Annotated in this window: 14 protein-coding genes; 1 reads left to right on the top strand and 13 read right to left on the bottom strand. The window is 37.4% G+C overall.

Features of this window, described 5'->3' with window-relative positions; translation table 11 throughout:
* Positions 1–25: 25 nt before the first annotated feature.
* The 7 genes from EL194_RS01215 to EL194_RS01185 form a co-directional block, all read right to left on the bottom strand.
* Positions 26–961, bottom strand: a complete 936-nt coding sequence (locus EL194_RS01215) for an NAD(P)/FAD-dependent oxidoreductase (RefSeq protein WP_003774448.1) — start codon at positions 959–961, stop codon at positions 26–28.
* A complete protein-coding gene (gene lgt / locus EL194_RS01210; RefSeq protein ID WP_034886667.1) occupies positions 940–2,400 on the bottom strand; it encodes a prolipoprotein diacylglyceryl transferase in 1,461 nt (486 codons plus the stop codon). Before lgt ends, EL194_RS01215 begins: the two co-directional genes overlap by 22 nt.
* Positions 2,393–3,346, bottom strand: coding sequence for an HPr(Ser) kinase/phosphatase (hprK, locus tag EL194_RS01205; protein ID WP_003774444.1), 954 nt, complete (start codon positions 3,344–3,346; stop codon positions 2,393–2,395). The genes lgt and hprK overlap by 8 nt, the downstream gene beginning before the upstream one ends.
* 3 nt (positions 3,347–3,349) lie before the next feature.
* Positions 3,350–6,175 (bottom strand): excinuclease ABC subunit UvrA, encoded by a 2,826-nt coding sequence (gene uvrA / locus EL194_RS01200; RefSeq protein ID WP_003774442.1) that lies wholly within the window; start codon positions 6,173–6,175, stop codon positions 3,350–3,352.
* Positions 6,176–6,229: 54 nt separating this feature from the next.
* Positions 6,230–7,078: an aminoglycoside 6-adenylyltransferase gene (locus EL194_RS01195; protein WP_003774440.1), complete on the bottom strand. Its 849-nt coding sequence runs from the start codon at positions 7,076–7,078 to the stop codon at positions 6,230–6,232.
* Positions 7,079–7,249: 171 nt separating this feature from the next.
* Entirely contained in the window at positions 7,250–9,241 is a 1,992-nt protein-coding gene (gene uvrB, locus EL194_RS01190) for an excinuclease ABC subunit UvrB (RefSeq protein WP_003774438.1), read from the bottom strand.
* Entirely contained in the window at positions 9,231–10,760 is a 1,530-nt protein-coding gene (locus EL194_RS01185; RefSeq protein WP_003774437.1) for a S41 family peptidase, read from the bottom strand. The genes uvrB and EL194_RS01185 overlap by 11 nt, the downstream gene beginning before the upstream one ends.
* A gap of 123 nt (positions 10,761–10,883) precedes the next feature.
* Between EL194_RS01185 and EL194_RS01180 the strand changes: the two genes are divergently transcribed.
* Positions 10,884–11,435 carry an LOG family protein gene (locus tag EL194_RS01180; protein WP_003774434.1) on the top strand — a complete coding sequence of 184 codons (552 nt, stop codon included), beginning with the start codon at positions 10,884–10,886 and terminating at the stop codon, positions 11,433–11,435.
* Positions 11,436–11,487: 52 nt separating this feature from the next.
* On the opposite strand, the gene EL194_RS01175 is transcribed toward EL194_RS01180, so the two are convergent.
* From EL194_RS01175 to prfB, 6 genes are all read right to left on the bottom strand, one after another.
* Complete coding sequence (locus EL194_RS01175; protein WP_003774432.1) at positions 11,488–12,978, bottom strand: murein hydrolase activator EnvC family protein; 1,491 nt, start codon at positions 12,976–12,978, stop codon at positions 11,488–11,490.
* A gap of 104 nt (positions 12,979–13,082) precedes the next feature.
* Entirely contained in the window at positions 13,083–14,387 is a 1,305-nt protein-coding gene (locus tag EL194_RS01170) for a murein hydrolase activator EnvC family protein (protein ID WP_003774430.1), read from the bottom strand.
* Complete coding sequence (gene ftsX, locus EL194_RS01165; RefSeq protein WP_003774428.1) at positions 14,384–15,289, bottom strand: permease-like cell division protein FtsX; 906 nt, start codon at positions 15,287–15,289, stop codon at positions 14,384–14,386. Before ftsX ends, EL194_RS01170 begins: the two co-directional genes overlap by 4 nt.
* Positions 15,282–15,971, bottom strand: a complete 690-nt coding sequence (ftsE, locus tag EL194_RS01160; protein WP_003774426.1) for a cell division ATP-binding protein FtsE — start codon at positions 15,969–15,971, stop codon at positions 15,282–15,284. Before ftsE ends, ftsX begins: the two co-directional genes overlap by 8 nt.
* A 75-nt stretch (positions 15,972–16,046) precedes the next feature.
* Positions 16,047–16,901, bottom strand: a complete 855-nt coding sequence (locus EL194_RS01155; protein ID WP_003774425.1) for a YitT family protein — start codon at positions 16,899–16,901, stop codon at positions 16,047–16,049.
* 1 nt (position 16,902) lies between these two features.
* Positions 16,903–18,007, bottom strand: a protein-coding gene (prfB, locus tag EL194_RS01150) for a peptide chain release factor 2 (protein WP_110899907.1) whose coding sequence is annotated in 2 segments (ribosomal slippage) — positions 16,903–17,934 and positions 17,936–18,007 — 1,104 coding nt in all. Because the reading frame shifts where the segments join, the coding sequence is not laid out codon by codon here.
* Positions 18,008–18,020: the final 13 nt, after the last annotated feature.

Genomic DNA, 18,020 nt, shown 5'->3' with positions numbered 1-18,020 from the left:
CCCCAATTATAACAAAAATCTAAGGCTATGCCTTAGATTTAAGATCTTGTATATAGTGAAATGCATTTTGCGCTGCAATTGCACCATCACTTGTTGCTGTAACAATTTGACGTAAATGTTTCTGAATAACATCTCCTGCTCCAAAGATACCTGGAATTGCAGTTTCAAGTTGGTTATTAACAATCAAATAACCTTCATTATCAAGAACATTTAAATCTTTTAAGAACCCCGTTGCTGGAATCGCTCCAATATAAGGGAAGACGCCATCTGTGTCAATAACAAGCGGTTCTCCCGTTTCAACATGTTCGAATTTCATCCCTGTTAACTTCCCATCTTTATCGATATAGTCTACTGGAATGTGTTTTTTTATGATATTAATTTTTTCGTTATTAAATACTTGGCGTTGCGCAGAATCATCACCACGGAATACATCTCTACGAATCACAAGGTTCACTTCATTTGCAAACTGTGTTAAATAGACTGCTTCTTCAAGAGCGGAGTTTCCGCCACCAATAACTACTACTTTTTTGTCTCTAAAGAATGCTCCATCACACACAGCACAATAAGATAAACCATGACCCAAGAGAGCATCATCTTTTTCAAATCCTAATGTACGTTCGTTTGTCCCTGTTGCCACAATCACAACATGGGCACGATATTCTGAACCATCTTCCGTTTTGATTACTTTAAATTCTCCTTCATCAACAATGCCATTCACATTCCCATAAAGGTATTCTGTTCCATAAGCTGTTGAGTGTTCAAACATCTTCATTGATAAATCAACACCTGTAATATTATCTACACCTGGATAATTTTGGACCAAGTCCGTTTTAATCATTTTTCCACCGGGAGCTTCTGATTCCAACATTGCTGTTTTCAAGCCTGCGCGTCCTGCATAAACGGCTGCTGTTAAACCTGCTGGACCAGCTCCAATAATGATTACATCATAGTTATTGTCCATTCGTGATCCTCCTTCAATATTTCTTTGATTTCCATTAAATCCGAAATCATACGATTCGGTTTACTTTCTTCTAAATCCTTCTCACGTATTTTATCAAATACATATCCGATAGTAAACGAACCTGCCCGCTGTCCAGCGAGAATATCCGAAGCAGAATCTCCAACATATATTAATTGTCCACGATCTGCATTCATCAATTCAAGTGCCTTATCGATGCCTGCTGGATCGGGTTTAACCGGTTCAAATAAATCACAGCCTAATACGACTTCAAAAAGTTCAGGTTTTATTCCTGTCACTTCCATACCAAGTTCGAGGGTTGATGTGATTTTATTTGAAACTATACCCATTCGATAGCCTTCATTTTTTAAATCTTCTAAGAGCTCTATGGCGTGTTCCATAGGAACAACATAGGTGTCATGTAATTCATGATTAATACGTCGATACTCTTGAATAATTGAGTCGATTTCATCTTCTTCAAAGTATTTACTAAACGTATCGTGAAGTGTGGGACCAAGGAATGTTTTCATTTCTTGCTCATCCAACTGGTATTCGGATTTGTATATTTCAAACACGCGACGGAATGTTTCTAAAATACATGCTTGTGTATTGGCGATGGTTCCATCAAAATCGAATAAAATAATCGGTTTTGGACGCTCAAGGTATTTCTTAAAACAGCCCAAATATCCCGCAACACCAACAACCACAAATATAATTGAGATAAATTGCGCAACACGAATCGGTCCAAACATAAGACTATCAGATCTAAATCCTTCAATGATAAAACGCGTTGCCCCATACCACATCATGTATGCAAAGGTTAAATCACCACGCTTAATTTTACTTAATCGTTTAAGTACAAAAACAATGAGAATCCACCCAATGATGTTTGCGACACTTTCATAGAAAAATGTAGGCTGACGGAAGGCACCGTCAATAAACATCATGTCTTTAAACCACATCGGAAAATGATTATAGAAACTTTCTTGGACTACACGTCCATAAGCCTCTTTATTCATAAAATTACCCCAGCGACCTATTGCTTGAGCTAGTAGTATATTTGGAATAATTAAATCGGCCCATTGTATGAAATTAAGACGACGTCGTTTTGTAAACCAATAACCGAAAGCAACTCCCGCAATCAAGCCTCCTTGAATTGCAAGACCCCCTTCGTGAATTGCAAAAATACGTAAGGGTTGAGCAAGATAGGTTTTAAATTCAAAAAATAAAACATACCAGATACGTGCACCGAGAAAACCGGCGATGAGCGCCCCCATAAATAAATCTTCAATATCATCTCTTTTATAACCTACCTTAAGTAAGTTACGTTGGCTTATATAATATGCAAGAAATGCACCCGTCATAATAAGAATTGCATACCACGCAATACTTACAGGTCCAATCTGCACAAATGTTTGAGTATTTGGAAAAAACTTAATCATCAACATGCTCCTTTGCTTGACGTTTAATAAAATCCATTACGCGCTCGTCAAAAAGCTCTGCGCTATTAATTCCTCGTTGTTTAAGCATATGATCACGCACCGCTGATTCAACGAGTACCGCCATATTCCGTCCCTCTTTAACAGGAAATACAAGGTGTGGAATTTGTAGTCCCAATGCTTCATAAGGCAGTTGTTCTTCGATACCCGCTCTTAAATATTGCTGGTTATCATCCCATTTGGTAAACTCAATCACAAAATTAATTTCTTCTTGTTCGAGATAGGAACGCACACCAAACATCTGACTTACATCGATGATACCAATTCCACGAATTTCGAGCATACTACGAAGTAACTCGGGTGCGGTCCCGATTATTTTATCTTTAACACGTGTTATATCAACGCGATCATCCGCAATCAGTGCATGTCCACGCAATACCAATTCAAGTGCTACCTCACTTTTACCCATACCACTCTCACCGATAATCAATACACCTTTCCCGAAAACGTTCATTAAAACACCGTGAACATTTCCCGTAGGCGCCAATACTTCATCCAAGAACGTAACGATTTCCACCATAATGTCGGAACTTGGTCGTTCTGTTACAAACACTGGAAAGTTCTTTTGGTTGGCTACTTTACAAAGTGTGGGTGGACATGGATTTCCACCTGTAATTAAAGCAAATGGTGTTTCTTCGTTGAGTATTGTACCAAATCGTTCTTCTTGTTCTAATTCATCAAGTGTTTTGATAAATGATGATTCTTTATTACCAATAATAACAACACGTTTCGGTTCTGCATGGGCATAAAACCCTGTTAATTCAAGCCCTGGTCTATTTGTATTTGGGAGGGTAATACGTCTTCTTAATGATTCACGATCACCTGCTACTTGTTTAAACCCGAAATGGTCAACAAGTGTTTTAACACTACACGATACTCTTTCTTCCATAAACTACCCCTTTTCTAATACCCCTTTGAGATAATGTCCTGTATAACTATTTTCAACTTGAGCGATGTCTTCAGGTGTACCACAAGCAACAAGCGTACCGCCACCTTCGCCACCTTCTGGACCGAGATCAATGACATAGTCTGCATTTTTAATAACATCAAGGTTATGTTCAATGACAACAACCGTATCACCGTTTTCCACAATTCGTTGTAATACACCCGTTAGTTTTTCCACATCGTAACTGTGTAAACCTGTTGTGGGTTCATCTAAAACAAACATGGTCTTTCCTGTTGATGGTCTTTGGAGTTCACTTGCGAGTTTAACCCGTTGTGCTTCTCCACCTGATAAAGTTGTTGCTGATTGACCTAATTTAATGTATCCCAAACCAACATCTTGTAACGTTTCAAGACCTTTACGAATTTTTGAAATTGGCGCAAAGAATTCTGTTGCTTGATCAATGCTCATATCTAAAATATCAAAAATTGTTTTTTCTTTATAATGTACCTGAAGTGTTTCATCGTTATATCGTTTACCGTCACATTCACTACATTTCACAAATACGTCCGGTAAAAAGTGCATCGATATCCGTTTCACGCCATCACCCTTACACATTTCACAACGGCCACCAGCCACATTAAACGAGAATCGTCCTTTGTCGTAACCGCGCATTTTAGCTTCCGGTGTTTTCGCAAATAAATCACGAATATCATCAAATACTCCCGTATACGTTGCAGGGTTTGAACGTGGTGTTCGTCCAATTGGATTTTGATCAATCGTAATCAATTTATCGATGTTTTCAAGACCTTTAATTTTCTTATGTTTACCTGGTTTCACACGTTGTTTTCCTAGTGCATGATACACCGTCTTACTTAAAACTTCATTTACAAGAGACGATTTACCACTACCACTGACACCCGTAACTGCAATGAATGTTCCAAGTGGAAACTTAACATTAATTCCCTTTAGATTATTTTCTTCAGCACCCATAATTTCAATTTTCTTCTTATTACCTTTACGTCGTTTTTCTGGCGTAGGAATTCTTCGCTTTCCACTAAGATACTGACCCGTAATAGAATCTTCGTTTTCTAAAATTGATGCAAGGGGACCATTAGCAATAACTTCTCCACCTAAAGCACCCGCACCCGGTCCGATATCTACAATCCAGTCTGCGGCTTCCATTGTTTCCTCATCATGTTCCACAACGATAAGTGTATTTCCAAGATCACGCATGTTCTTTAAAGTTTGAATAAGACGCGCATTATCACGTTGATGAAGTCCAATCGATGGTTCGTCTAAAACATAAAGAACACCGGTCAATCGCGAACCAATTTGCGTAGCGAGTCGAATACGTTGTGACTCTCCTCCAGAAAGACTTCCAGCAATACGATCTAAAGTTAAATATTCAAGCCCTACATCTTTTAAGAATGTGAGACGAGAAACAATTTCTTTAATAACTAATTCCGCGATATTTGCCTTCATTTCATCAAGCTCGAGACGATCCATAAAGTGAAGTGCATCTCCGATGGATTGTTCTGTAAATTGACTGATATTTAACTCGCCAACACGAACACTTAAAGCCTCTTGGTTGAGACGTGCACCATGACATTCAGAACACACTGCCTCACCCATAAAGGATCCATACCATTCACGTGATGATGAAGACGTTGTATCACGATGACGACGTTCAATAAGACTTACAACCCCTTCAATGGGCTCGTTACGATGAAAACTATTACCCGAGCGTGATTCAATAACATATTTTACCGGAACAATACTTCCATAGAGTAAAATATCCATCTGTTTTTTTGTTAGTTTACTGATTGGCTTATCCACATCTACTTTTGCGAATTGGATAAGATGTTCAAAAGTTTGCCATTCAATGTTTTGTGAATTAACGATATTTTTATAGTAGCGAATTCCACCCTCTGCTATTGATAAACTTGAGTCCGGTATTAAAAATTCAAGATCTACAGATTGGGTCATTCCTAAACCATTACAGTGATGGCACGCTCCCATTGGTGAATTAAAGGAAAAGAGACGAGGTTCAATGGACGCAATACTAAATCCACATTCAGGACAGGCAAAATTACTTGAAAACACCATGTTTTCTTCGCCATTTTTCACAAGAACAACGCCATCACTAAGTTTCAAGGCTGTTTCCAATGAATCACTGAGTCGGTAACGACTGTCTTCTTTTTTCACAATTCGGTCAATCACAACTTCGATGTCATGGCGATTGTTTTTTTCAAGCGTTACTTCTTCATCAAGCATCACTAAAGTACCATCGATATAGGCACGAACATAACCCTCTTTTCGAAGATTATCCAATAAATCTCGATGCTCTCCCTTTTGTGCTTTCACAACAGGAGCCAAGATTTCTAAGCGCGTTTTATCTTCAAGCAACATGATTCGATCAACCATTTGTTTAATCGTTTGTGATGTGATCTCAACATTATGAATTGGGCAATAAGGAACACCCACTCGAGCATATAAAAGACGCAAGTAGTCATAAATCTCTGTTACAGTTCCGACTGTAGAACGGGGATTATTACTTGTCGTTTTTTGATCAATTGCGATGGATGGCGAAAGACCCTCAATTAATTCAACATCGGGCTTTTCCATATTACCTAAGAATTGGCGTGCATACGAACTGAGCGATTCAACATAGCGGCGTTGACCTTCCGCATAAATCGTATCAAACGCTAAACTCGTTTTACCAGAACCAGACAAACCAGTCATAATTACAAGTTTATCTCTTGGAATTTCAAGGCTTATATTTTTTAGATTATTTTCTTTTGCACCTTTAATGATAATTTTATTGTTTTCCATATTTCTCACCTACTGAACAAATTATAACATGTTTCTTGTTTCCGCAATACCGCTTTACTCATCGTTAATCTGTTTTAAGACATAAGTTGAAACATCATGATATTCATGACGATCATATACAAACGTTCCATAATCGCCCACTCGATCAGCCACAACTGAGAAGATGGTTAACATCGATTCCAAAACCACTACACAGTGCTCTTTTGAACTTAAATTGTACGTTGCAAGCAATTTATCCCACATACTTGAACTGATATATCGATCTAAATATTTATAATTCTTTCCAACACTAATCGAGAAATCCGTTTCAAATCCAACTTGCCAAGTAATCATTTGGAGAAGCATTTGACGCATCGATGCGAGGTGGTCCATCGCATAAATTGGCTCATGACGTTTGATACCTTTAACCACATAGAATGATAACCACAACATTTCATTAATACAATCTCGATAGTTTTGTTCATTTGGCTTTTTAATCCAATAGTCGCGATCAGTTGCCGGTATGACACCTGATATAATGGAATCTTTATCCAAGATGATTTCTACCAAGTGGTCTTCTTGAAGGTAGGCCTCTAAATTTTCAATAGCAATAAAGGTAAAGTCGATACGAACCCCATCTTCAAATTGAACCAAGTAATGATAATCGCGCGATTTCGACTGTCCAAACAGCGTAAAATCATCCGGTCTTTGCATCATAAGGACTTTTCCAAAAGACTCCAACCAAGACTGATGATTGATGAAATATTCTAAATTATCCACAATGAATGCAATATCATAGTCTTGCATTGAATCTTTTTCAATTTCTTTATTCACTCGTGAACCATTCATTGCGACAATTCGGATATGTTGACTCAATTTTGCTTGCTCCAAAATTAGTGTCATAATTTCTGTTTCTGTTCGCATAGCCCGCCTCCTTTTGATAATAAGTAATTATCAATTTAAAGAACTCCTAAAATCAGTTTCATTCTTTACTACACAAATACACTATTTCAATCAACACGCTAATACACTTTATATTATCTATTATCTCACGAGTACGCATAAACTACAAAAAAAAGACCAAGTTACCTTGGTCTATAAGCTTGCTTTCATCTCCATAACAATATCACGGAGTTGCGCTGCTCTCTCAAAATCAAGAAGTGCTGCTGCTTCTCGCATTTCTTTTTCAAGTTTTTGGATAAGTTCATCCACAGCTTTTTTATCCTTGCGTTTTCCTTTATTGTTACGAATTCGATGTGTTAATTCTGCAGTTTCTTTACCTGCAATGACATCACGTATTTCTTTCTTAATCGTTTGTGGGGTAATACCGTTTTTTTCATTATATGCAATTTGAATATCACGTCTTCGTTTTGTTTCATCGATCGTCTTTTTCATCGAATCTGTGATTCGATCTGCATACATGATAACGTGACCATTTGAATTTCGAGCTGCACGCCCTACAATTTGAACCAATGAACGGTATGAGCGGAGGAAACCCTCTTTATCGGCATCAAGAATCGCAATGAGACTAACCTCTGGAAGATCAAGACCCTCTCTTAAAAGGTTAATTCCCACCACGACATCATATTTACCTAAACGTAAATCTCTTAGGATTTCAATACGCTCAAGTGTCTTCGTTTCATGATGAAGATAAGCAACTTTAATACCTGTTTCTAGAAGATAATTGGTTAAATCTTGAGCCATTTTTACGGTTAATGTCGTAATTAAAACACGTTCATCACGCTCACGACGCTCTAAGATTTGATCAATTAAGTCATCAACCTGACCCTGACTTTTTTTGATTTCGATTGTAGGATCTAAAAGACCCGTAGGACGTATAATTTGTTCAACAACCTGATGATTTACTTTTTCAAGTTCATAATCCCCAGGAGTAGCGGATACATAAATCGTTTGTTTTTGAACACTTGTAAATTCTTCAAACGTCATTGGACGGTTATTCATTGCACTTGGCAATCGGAACCCATACTCTACAAGTGTACGCTTACGAGACTGATCTCCATTATACATTCCTCTAACTTGAGGTAGTGAAACGTGAGACTCATCCACAATAAAGAGATAATCATCCGGGAAGTAATCAAAGAGTGTGTAAGGTCTTTGGTTTGGATCACGACCGTCAATATGCATTGAGTAGTTTTCCACACCCGAACACATCCCAAATTCTCGTAATGCCTCAAGGTCATACTCTGTGCGTTGTTTAAGTCGTTGGTGTTCCACAAGTTTATTCTCAGACTCAAAATACGCCAAGCGTTCATGCAACTCAGCTTCGATTCGATCTGCAGCCGGACGAATTTGATCCATATCCCGCGCATACTGATTTGCTGGGAAAATATCGTAGACTAAATACCCTTCACGGACATTCCCGGTAATACGATCTACTTCAACGATACGATCAATTTCATCACCAAAAAACTCAACACGAACCACGATATCATCGCGATCACCGCGAACCACTTCAATAACATCACCACGAACTCTAAATGTTCCCACACTTTGTTCGATATCATTGCGGATGTATTGACGTTTTACAAGGTCTCTCATTAAATCTTCACGCGTTATTTCTTGACCAACACGCATCACATACAACATTTCTTTATAGTAACTTGGATCTGCCGTTGCATAGATACTCGCTACCGATGCAACAATAATGGTATCACGACGTTGTAATACTGAGTTTTGTGCTGCATGTCGAAGCATATCCAACTCTTGATTAATCATCGAACTTTTTTCGATATAGGTGTCTGAACCTGGTAAGTAGGCTTCAGGTTGATAATAATCAAAGTTTGAAACAAAATACTCTACACGGTTATTCGGGAAAAATTCTTTAAATTCCGAATAAAGTTGACCTGCAAGTGTTTTATTATGCACAAAAACAAGCGTCGGTCTGTTTAACTTCGCGATTACTTGACTGACGGTAAAGGTTTTACCTGTTCCCGTTGCCCCTAAAAGAACCTGTTCTTTTTTACCATCAAGAATCCCTTGAGTAAGCTCGCCGATTGCTCTAACTTGATCTCCTTTAGGATCAAATTTAGATACAAGTTCAAATTTATGTTCTTCTTTATTTGCCATTCTTTACAACCTCAATTGCTTTTTGTAACTGAACATCACGAGCATTGCGATTACTGGACCATTCTGAAACCACAGAACTGTATAACTGTTCTTGGATACTATGATCAATAGTATCATTCACTTCTAAACTTAGTTCTGCTTTATATTTCATTAGAGCCTCTGATGTTTTTGTATCATAATATCCATCTGTTCGACCGTTATGATATCCTAAAAAATTTAATGCATTTTGAGTGTAGACCACCGCCTCATGGACCGTATCTACATGAATTTCTTTAGAATCATCGAGCACTACAAAGTTTGTATAGAAAATTGCCGGAAGTTTCACTTCTACATCGGGCTTAATGCCTGTACCATGAATATTATTTCCTTTTGGAGAATTCCATTTTGCAATGGTAACTTTGAGCGCACTTTTATCACTGTATTCATGTTGTGTTTGCACTGTGCCTTTTCCATATGAATTTACACCCACAACTTTAACACCACGATTTTCTTGAAGCGCAAGCGTTAGTACTTCCGAAGCACTTGCTGATTTTTCATTAATAAGTACGGCGATATCTTTGAATGGATATTGTGCTTTCTCACTATCTGAAACTTTATAAACTTTTTCAGAATTATTCATAAAATCTTCTTTATAGACAACTTCATCATTATCGAAGAAAATACGTGCAATATCTTCAATGGCTTGTAAGTACCCACCACCGTTATCGCGTAAATCAATCACCAATTTATCCACACCATGTTCTAAGAACTCATCCAGATAAAGTTTGGTTGCATCCGCAAGATTTTTTCCAAACGAGGATATTTCAATATAACCAACGCCATCGCGAACTTCGCCCCATACAAGCGCATTAATTTTTCCGCGCTTAATATCAAATTCTATGGGCTTTTGATCACGTAAGACTTCTACTTTTACAGGTGTTCCTTCTTTACCCATAATTAATTCTTGAATCTTTTCACGATCAACGGTTTTAATTTCAACACCATCAACTTTAGAGAGAACATCACCCGCTAAAAGTCCGGCACCCTCGGCAGGCGATCCCTTAAATACACGTGTGATAATGTTGGCCCCATTGCCAGCATAATATTGTACACCGATACCGTCAAAATTCATGTTTATAGATTCATTTAAATTATTCATTTCTTCTTGAGTCATGTAAGAGGTGTGTTGATCACCATTTTTCTCAAGCATTCCTTTTATCGCATTATCAATCATTTCAGATTCTGGTTGTTCCATATCTGTTTTAAAATACCAACTTGCGAGTAAATCACGATAGACACGTTCAAAACGCTCAACGCCGGCATGTGCGTCCGTTGGGCCTGCAGCTAAGTTTGAAATTTTATTAAATTGAGTACCAAGTAAAAATGCAACAATAATTGCAATTACTATTTTAAAAGCCTTACGTCGTTTTTGTTGGTCTTTTGCTATTTCATCAGGCCATCGATGACGTTCGAGCTTTATACTTACTTTTTTATTTTTATCTTTCAATGAAATCACCTCAATATGGTTATAGTTTACCATAGACTAAGCATCAAGCGTTAACATAGACTATGGTAAACGTAATCTAATATAATCCTAGCATAAGGGAATTAGAATTCAATGTTATAATATTAATAATCACAAATAAATCACGGAGGACAAATTATGAAACGAATTGCAGTATTTTGTGGATCGAAAATGCCAGAATTACCGATTTATCGCGAAGAAGCCGTTAGACTTGCTACATATTTTTCAAATAACGATATACAGTTAATTTACGGAGGCGCAAAGGTCGGAATTATGGGACTGATTGCAGATACCATGTTACAGAATGATGGTTATGTGATCGGAGTGATGCCTAAGGTTCTTGCAGAAAAAGAAATCCTTCATGAAGGACTATCAGAATCAATACTTGTAAAGGATATGCATGAACGTAAAGCACTTATGATGGATATGGCAGATGGATTTATCGCTTTCCCTGGCGGTTGTGGGACAATGGAAGAAATATTTGAAGTAATCACATGGAATCAAATCGGAATTCATAACAAACCCTATGGTTTCTTAAATATTGACCATTATTATGATGGAATTAAAACATATTTAGATCATGCTGCTCACATTGGATTTTCCACTCAACAACAAATTGACCACATTATTTTCGAACCGCGTTTTGATGATTTTATCTATAAAATGGAATCTCGATTTTCGGATAAGTAAATGATCGTTGCACAAAAATAAAACTGAGCCTCTTAAGCTCAGTTTTATTTATTTAGTAAAGTCCGAGTGTAGATTGCGGATGCAAGCGACATGGAACACCATAGCCCTGATCACATCTTCGACCACCACTACTTGCGGAACCCGTTCCAAAGTTCATGGTACTGTTTTGAGACCATAAACTCCAGGCATCATAAATGGATCCACCACCCATATTAATTGTTTCCACATGTAAGTGAGGTCCTGTTGATGCACCTGTATTCCCAGTAAGACCAAGCACAGTCCCCGGATGAACTATTTGTCCTTCGGAAACATAAACAGCACTTAGATGGGCAAATAAAATTCCATAATTTTGACCGTTAACATGGACCAAATAAGAAATATAGTTTCCATAACCTCCGCCACAGGCCCAATTACCTTCAGAGCAGCCTGAATTCGTAGCAACAACCATTCCGGTTCCTACAGATCGCGCATTGTTACCGTAATAGACCTCTAAGTCTACACCCATATGAGGTGAACCCCAATCATAAGCCCACACGCTATTTCCAACACGATAAACTCCAGGATCTAAAGGAAGTGAAAATCCACTCGTTGAACCACCGCCAGTAGAACCTCCACCGGAAGATCCGCCACTAGAAGAACCTCCACCTGTAGATCCACCTTCACTCGATTCACCACCAGAAGAACCGTTTCCTGTAGATTCCCCTGATGACTCTCCACCATCTGAGCCTTCTGAACCTGAATTGTTATTGTTTTGTTCTTGAACAAGTTCATTTGCGAGTTGTTCAGCTAATGCTTTAATTTGACTTTCATGACCCGCATTAACATATTTTATTTCATCAAGTTCATCTTGTAACTCTGCTTCTTGTTTTTGAAGTTCTTTTACAATTTCTTCAACATGTTTCTCATAAATTTTTGCGGTTTCTTTTTGTAATTCAATATCTTCTTTATGAAGTTCAATTTCTTCACGCTCAACTTCTTGAAGTTTTTTATCTGCCTCAAGTTCAAGCTTTATCTTGTATATTGATCGTACCAATTCTTCGTTGTAACGTTTGATTGAACTTAGCACCTCAAATCTTCGAACGATTTGCGAAAAATCCTCGCCAGTCATCATAAATTCGAAGTAACCATTAACACGCGTTGCGGATTGCGCATTAAGCATATAGGACTTAACCTTAACGTCAGTCTCCTCAATTTTTGCTTGTCGATCATCAATAGATTTTTGGAGTTGCACGATTTGTGCCTCTGAAACACGGATTTCTCCTTCAATCTCTTTGATTTTCGCATCTAGACTAGCAATTTGTTCTTTATACCCACTGAGATTTTTCATTTCCTCAGTTAAGTTTGCCTTAATATCTTTTTGAGACCCTTCAAGCGCACTTAATTTTTTCTTGTTTTCTTCAATTTGTGCGCGTCGTTCTTCTTGTTCTTTAGTTGTCTCTGATGACACAGCAAACACCGTTGTACTGATAGCAGGTGTTAACGTTCCACCAAGTACAAACAAGACAAGAAATATACACAGTCCATTTTTGATTATTTTTTTCATACAATCACTCCTATTTCGTAATAGTACAGAACTATGAACAAATCATAGACGAGTAGGATCCTAGGCAAAGAAAGTACAAACGTATATTTGTACTTATTTTATAATTAAATTCCTAATGTTTGACGTGGATAAAGTCGGCATGGTACACCATAACCTTGATCACAACGTCGACCACCATAAGATGCTGGTCCTGTTCCAAATTGAGGGTCACCATTCCAACGATTCCAAGCATCTAAAACCGTTCCGGGTCCCATATCAATTGTCTCAACATGAAGATGAGGTCCAGTTGAAGCTCCCGTGTTTCCAGAATACCCAATTAGACTTCCAGCAGAAACCACTTGATTCCTTGATACGGAAACGCTTGATAGATGGGCCACAAGAATTCCGTAATTATGTCCCCCTACATTTACGATATAGGAAATGTAGTTACCATATCCACCACCACAACTCCAGTTGCCTGGATAACAGCCTGAATTGGTTGAAACAATAAGTCCGTTACCAACTGCAAATACTGATGTACCTGGATTAACACCTAAATCGACTCCAGCATGAGCACTTCCACCATATTCGGCAGGATAATGCCAAACATCAGCCGTTACATCAAATGAGCCTGAAGGAAGTGGTAATGTAAATCCATTACCGCCTGTTCCAGGAGTAGATGGAATTTGCATTTGTTTAATCTTTTCTTCATCCGCTTTATTCTTATCATTGATGCTTGCGATTTGTTCCTGAGCTTCTTTTTCTTTTTGGTGAAGTTCAGAAATAACAGCACGAACTCTCTCTTCAAGAAGTTTCGCTTCTTCTTTTTGAAGTTCTGAAGCTTCTTTACGAAGTACAATTGCTTGTTTTTCTTCTTCTTGTTTTGCTTTATCCGCTTCTAACTCAGCTTTTATTTCATTCATTTCACGAATTAAATCTTCATTATAACGTTTGATTGCTCCCATACCTTCAAGACGACGAACCATCTCGGCAAAGTCTGCAGCTCCCATTACAAATTCGAAATATCCATTAACACGGGTAGAGGATTGGGCATTGACCATATATCCCTTAACCTTTTCTTCCGTTTCCTTAATTTTTTTTGCTCTTTCTTCAATACTTGCTTGAAGACGTTTAATTTCTTCCTCAGAAGTTGCAATTGCAGTCTTCATAGATTCAATTTCAGCTTCAAGATTTTTAATTTGTTGGCGATAATCATCTAACTTTGCGACTTCTTCAGAAAGTTGTTCTTTTATATTAGCTTGTTTTGATTGTTGTTCTTTAAGTTCTTTTTCTCTTTGTGCAATATTATTGTTGAGAGATTCGATATCTTCAGCATAAATTGGAACCGCAACAAAAACGGGTGCCAATACGCCAGCAAGCATCAATACAACTACTAATATGATTATAACATTTCTGAAAAATTTTTTCATCGTGACCACCTTAAGAATTTACCCACTGAGAAGAGACTTCCCAATGCTCCTACAACGATTCCAATTAAAGCGAGAATCCCTGAGATTTGTAGTGATAATGGATAAACAGCAACTAACTTAAACATTTGCGATATTAAAATACCGCCTGTTGCTTGATATAAGTATTGGTATCCAAATATCGATATAACAATTGGAATTATTGCTCCCAATAATCCAATTACCATCCCCTCGATGATAAACGGCCAACGGATGTACCAATTGGTTGCACCCACTGTTCGCATAATACTAATTTCACGACGACGTGAATGAATTGATACACGAATCGTATTAGAAATTAAAAATACAGCAATCACTGCAAGTGTGACTACGATAATAAATCCTACATTTCGAACTTGTTCAAGCATACCGAGGAAATCAGTTGTACCACTTCCACCGTAACTTGTTTTGTATACACCTTCGATTTTCGCAATTTTATTTGATAAATCTTTAATTTCATCACCTGATTTCGCATTGATCAAAAAGGCATTTAACATTGGATTGTTTTCGCCACGGTAACCACCGTAAAGGCTTTCTGCATCTTCTGAATCATTGGCTCTGATAAATGCATCAAGTTCATTTTCTTTTGAAGAGAACTTAACATCTAAGACTTCAGGTAATTGTTCTATTTGTTTTTGAATTTCATTAATCTGTGACTTTTCTTCAAAATCATTTGAAATCTGAGCATGAATTTGAACACTTTGCTCCATTGATTTTGTGATTGTACTAATATTTACACTCAAAAATAAAAATATAGACATTAGTAACAGTGTCACTGTAACTGATGAAATACTTGATAGTGATAGTGCGAAGTGTCGAGTAACACCTGTAATACCATCTTTGATATGACGCCAGACTCTACCCATGGTTGATATATCCTCCCGCAGTCAAATCAGCCACTAAGTGACCTTCATCTAAAGCAATTGTACGTTTTTTATTTTTATTAACAATTTCAACATCGTGTGTGACCATTACAACTGTTGTTGCTTCTTCTTGATTAATGCGTTCTAATAAATGAATAATTTCCGTAGATTTATCTGGATCCAGGTTTCCTGTAGGCTCATCACAAATTAAAACCTTAGGTCTATTTGCAATTGCTCGGCCAATCGCAACACGTTGTTGTTGACCTCCAGATAACTCATTTGGATACGCATTTGCTTTCTCAGTTAAATCAACAAGTCTTAAAACTTCTCGTACGCGCTTACGCAATTCAACGCGTGGCGTGTTTACAACTTCAAGTGCAAAAGCAATATTTTCAAATACTGTTTTACGTTCTAATAATTTAAAGTCCTGAAATACTACTCCGATATGTCGTCGATACAACGGCACTTTCGAGTGTTTTAATTTACCTACATTAAATTTCCCAACTTTTACGGTTCCTTTAGTAGGTATTTCTTCACCATTTAAAAGCCGAATCATCGTTGATTTTCCTGAACCTGTTGGTCCAATAATATAAACAAATTCGCCTTGTTCAATTCCAAGATTAATATTATAGAGCGCGTTAACACCGTTTTTATACTGTTTTGATACATTTTCGAAATATAACATCGATCAACTCACTCCTTTTATCATGTGTTATTATACCACACCGTTTATGACCTTAATGTGAAAAAGTATGGTAGGCTATGTGATTGAAGCCTTCATAAAACCTTTTCCATGAACTTCCGTTGCATCTGATACAATCAAAAATGCATTCGGGTCAACCTCTTTAACAAGACGTTCAAGTTCAACATATTGGTCTTTCATTAATACTGTTAAAATAATTTCTCGAGATTCATTTGTATATCCACCTGTTGCAGGAATACGAGTTGAGCCTCGATCAATCATTGTATGAATTCGATTTAAAACTTCATTAACCTCATTTGTTATGATAAACACTTGTTTTGCTTGTTCTCCAGAAATCATCTGAATCTTATCAATCGCAATTGCAGAAGTAAAGATCGATAAAAAACCAATTAAAACATTATTTAACCCATAACTTTTGAGACCCAAAAGAACTGTAATGGTATCAATGAGTGCAATCCATACAGAAACCTTGATTCCTGTATATTTCGATAGAATTAATGGTGGAATATCCATACCACCAGTACTTGCGCCCGTTCTAAATGTTAACCCTAATCCAACGCCCATTAGCGCACCTCCAAAAATAGAGGCAAGAATTGGATCTACTTCTGGTGCATAACCAACAGATGATAGAATATTAATTAACAACGGGGATAATATTGTGCTCGCTAGCGTTTTAATCGCAAATCGCTTACCTAAGAAAACCAACCCTAATAAAAACGATGATGCATAAATAATATTAATCATCAATTCTTTTTCAATCCCTAAAAATGGGTAAAGCGCAACGGATACACCCGATACGCCCCCAGAAAGAATATTATTGGGTAGTATAAAAAATGTTACAGCTACCGCGAGTACAAAGTTTCCAAGAAGTAAAAATAGCAAGTCGCTTAAATGTTCTTTTATACGATCCATTCTATACTCCTACATTCATTTTTAAAAATGCTTCAATAAAATCATCAATGTCGCCATCTAATACGTCACCATATTGGCTCGTTTCAAATTTAGTACGATGATCTTTAACCATTGTATAAGGGTGAGCTACATAAGATCGAATTTGAGAACCCCATTCAATTAACTTATGTTCACCTTTGATTGCTGCAAGCTGAGCTTGCTTTTCTTCGATTTCTCGTTGGTACAACTTGCTTTTCAGCATCATTAAAGCTTCTTCTCTATTTTGAAGCTGACTTCTTCCTGCTTGGCAAGTTACCACGATACCTGTTTTTTTGTGTGTTATCCGTACCGCAGAGTCTGTCTTATTAACATGTTGACCCCCAGCACCGGTAGCACGCATTGTATCGACGTCAATGTCTTCTGGTAAAATGGTAATTTCAATACTGTTGTCAAATTCAGGTGCTACATCTACAGATGCAAAGGAAGTGTGACGTCGTCCTGATGAATCGAAAGGACTGATTCTAACAAGACGATGAACACCTTTTTCTGCTTTTAAATAACCGTAGGCAAACATACCCGATACCGAAAAAGAAACAGACTTTAATCCGGCCTCGTCACCATCAAGATAGTTAAGAACACTGATTTTAAAACCATGATCTTGCGCCCATCGTGTATACATACGATAAAGCATTTCCGCGAAATCTTGGCTTTCTGTTCCTCCGGCACCCGGATGAATTTCAACAATTGCATTTTTTTGGTCATAATCATGACTTAGAAGTACAAGTACTGAGAAAGATTCCATTTCTTTTTGAATTTCCTTAACTTCAACTTCCAGTGAGTTTTGAAACTCCTCGTCTGCCTCTTCTTTTAACAAGAGAATACTGTCAGAGCATGACATCAATCGTTCGAGTAAATCGTGATGTGTTTCAACGACTTTTTTTAATTGATTCAGCTTTTGAATGTGTTGTGAACTGTGTCTATGGTCATCCCAAAAACCGTCTTCAACCATTTCTGATTCGAGTTCTTTGATTTTAGCTTCTTTTTGAGCTAAGTCAAAGTGAATCACCAAGTGCTTTCAAATCAGATGTTGTTGAATCAACAATCTGTGCTATTTCAAATAATTCCATCGTATCACCCTAT

This window comes from Erysipelothrix rhusiopathiae (assembly GCF_900637845.1).
Lineage (GTDB): Bacteria > Bacillota_I > Bacilli_A > Erysipelotrichales > Erysipelotrichaceae > Erysipelothrix > Erysipelothrix rhusiopathiae.
This window is presented reverse-complemented; position numbering and strand designations above follow the sequence as displayed.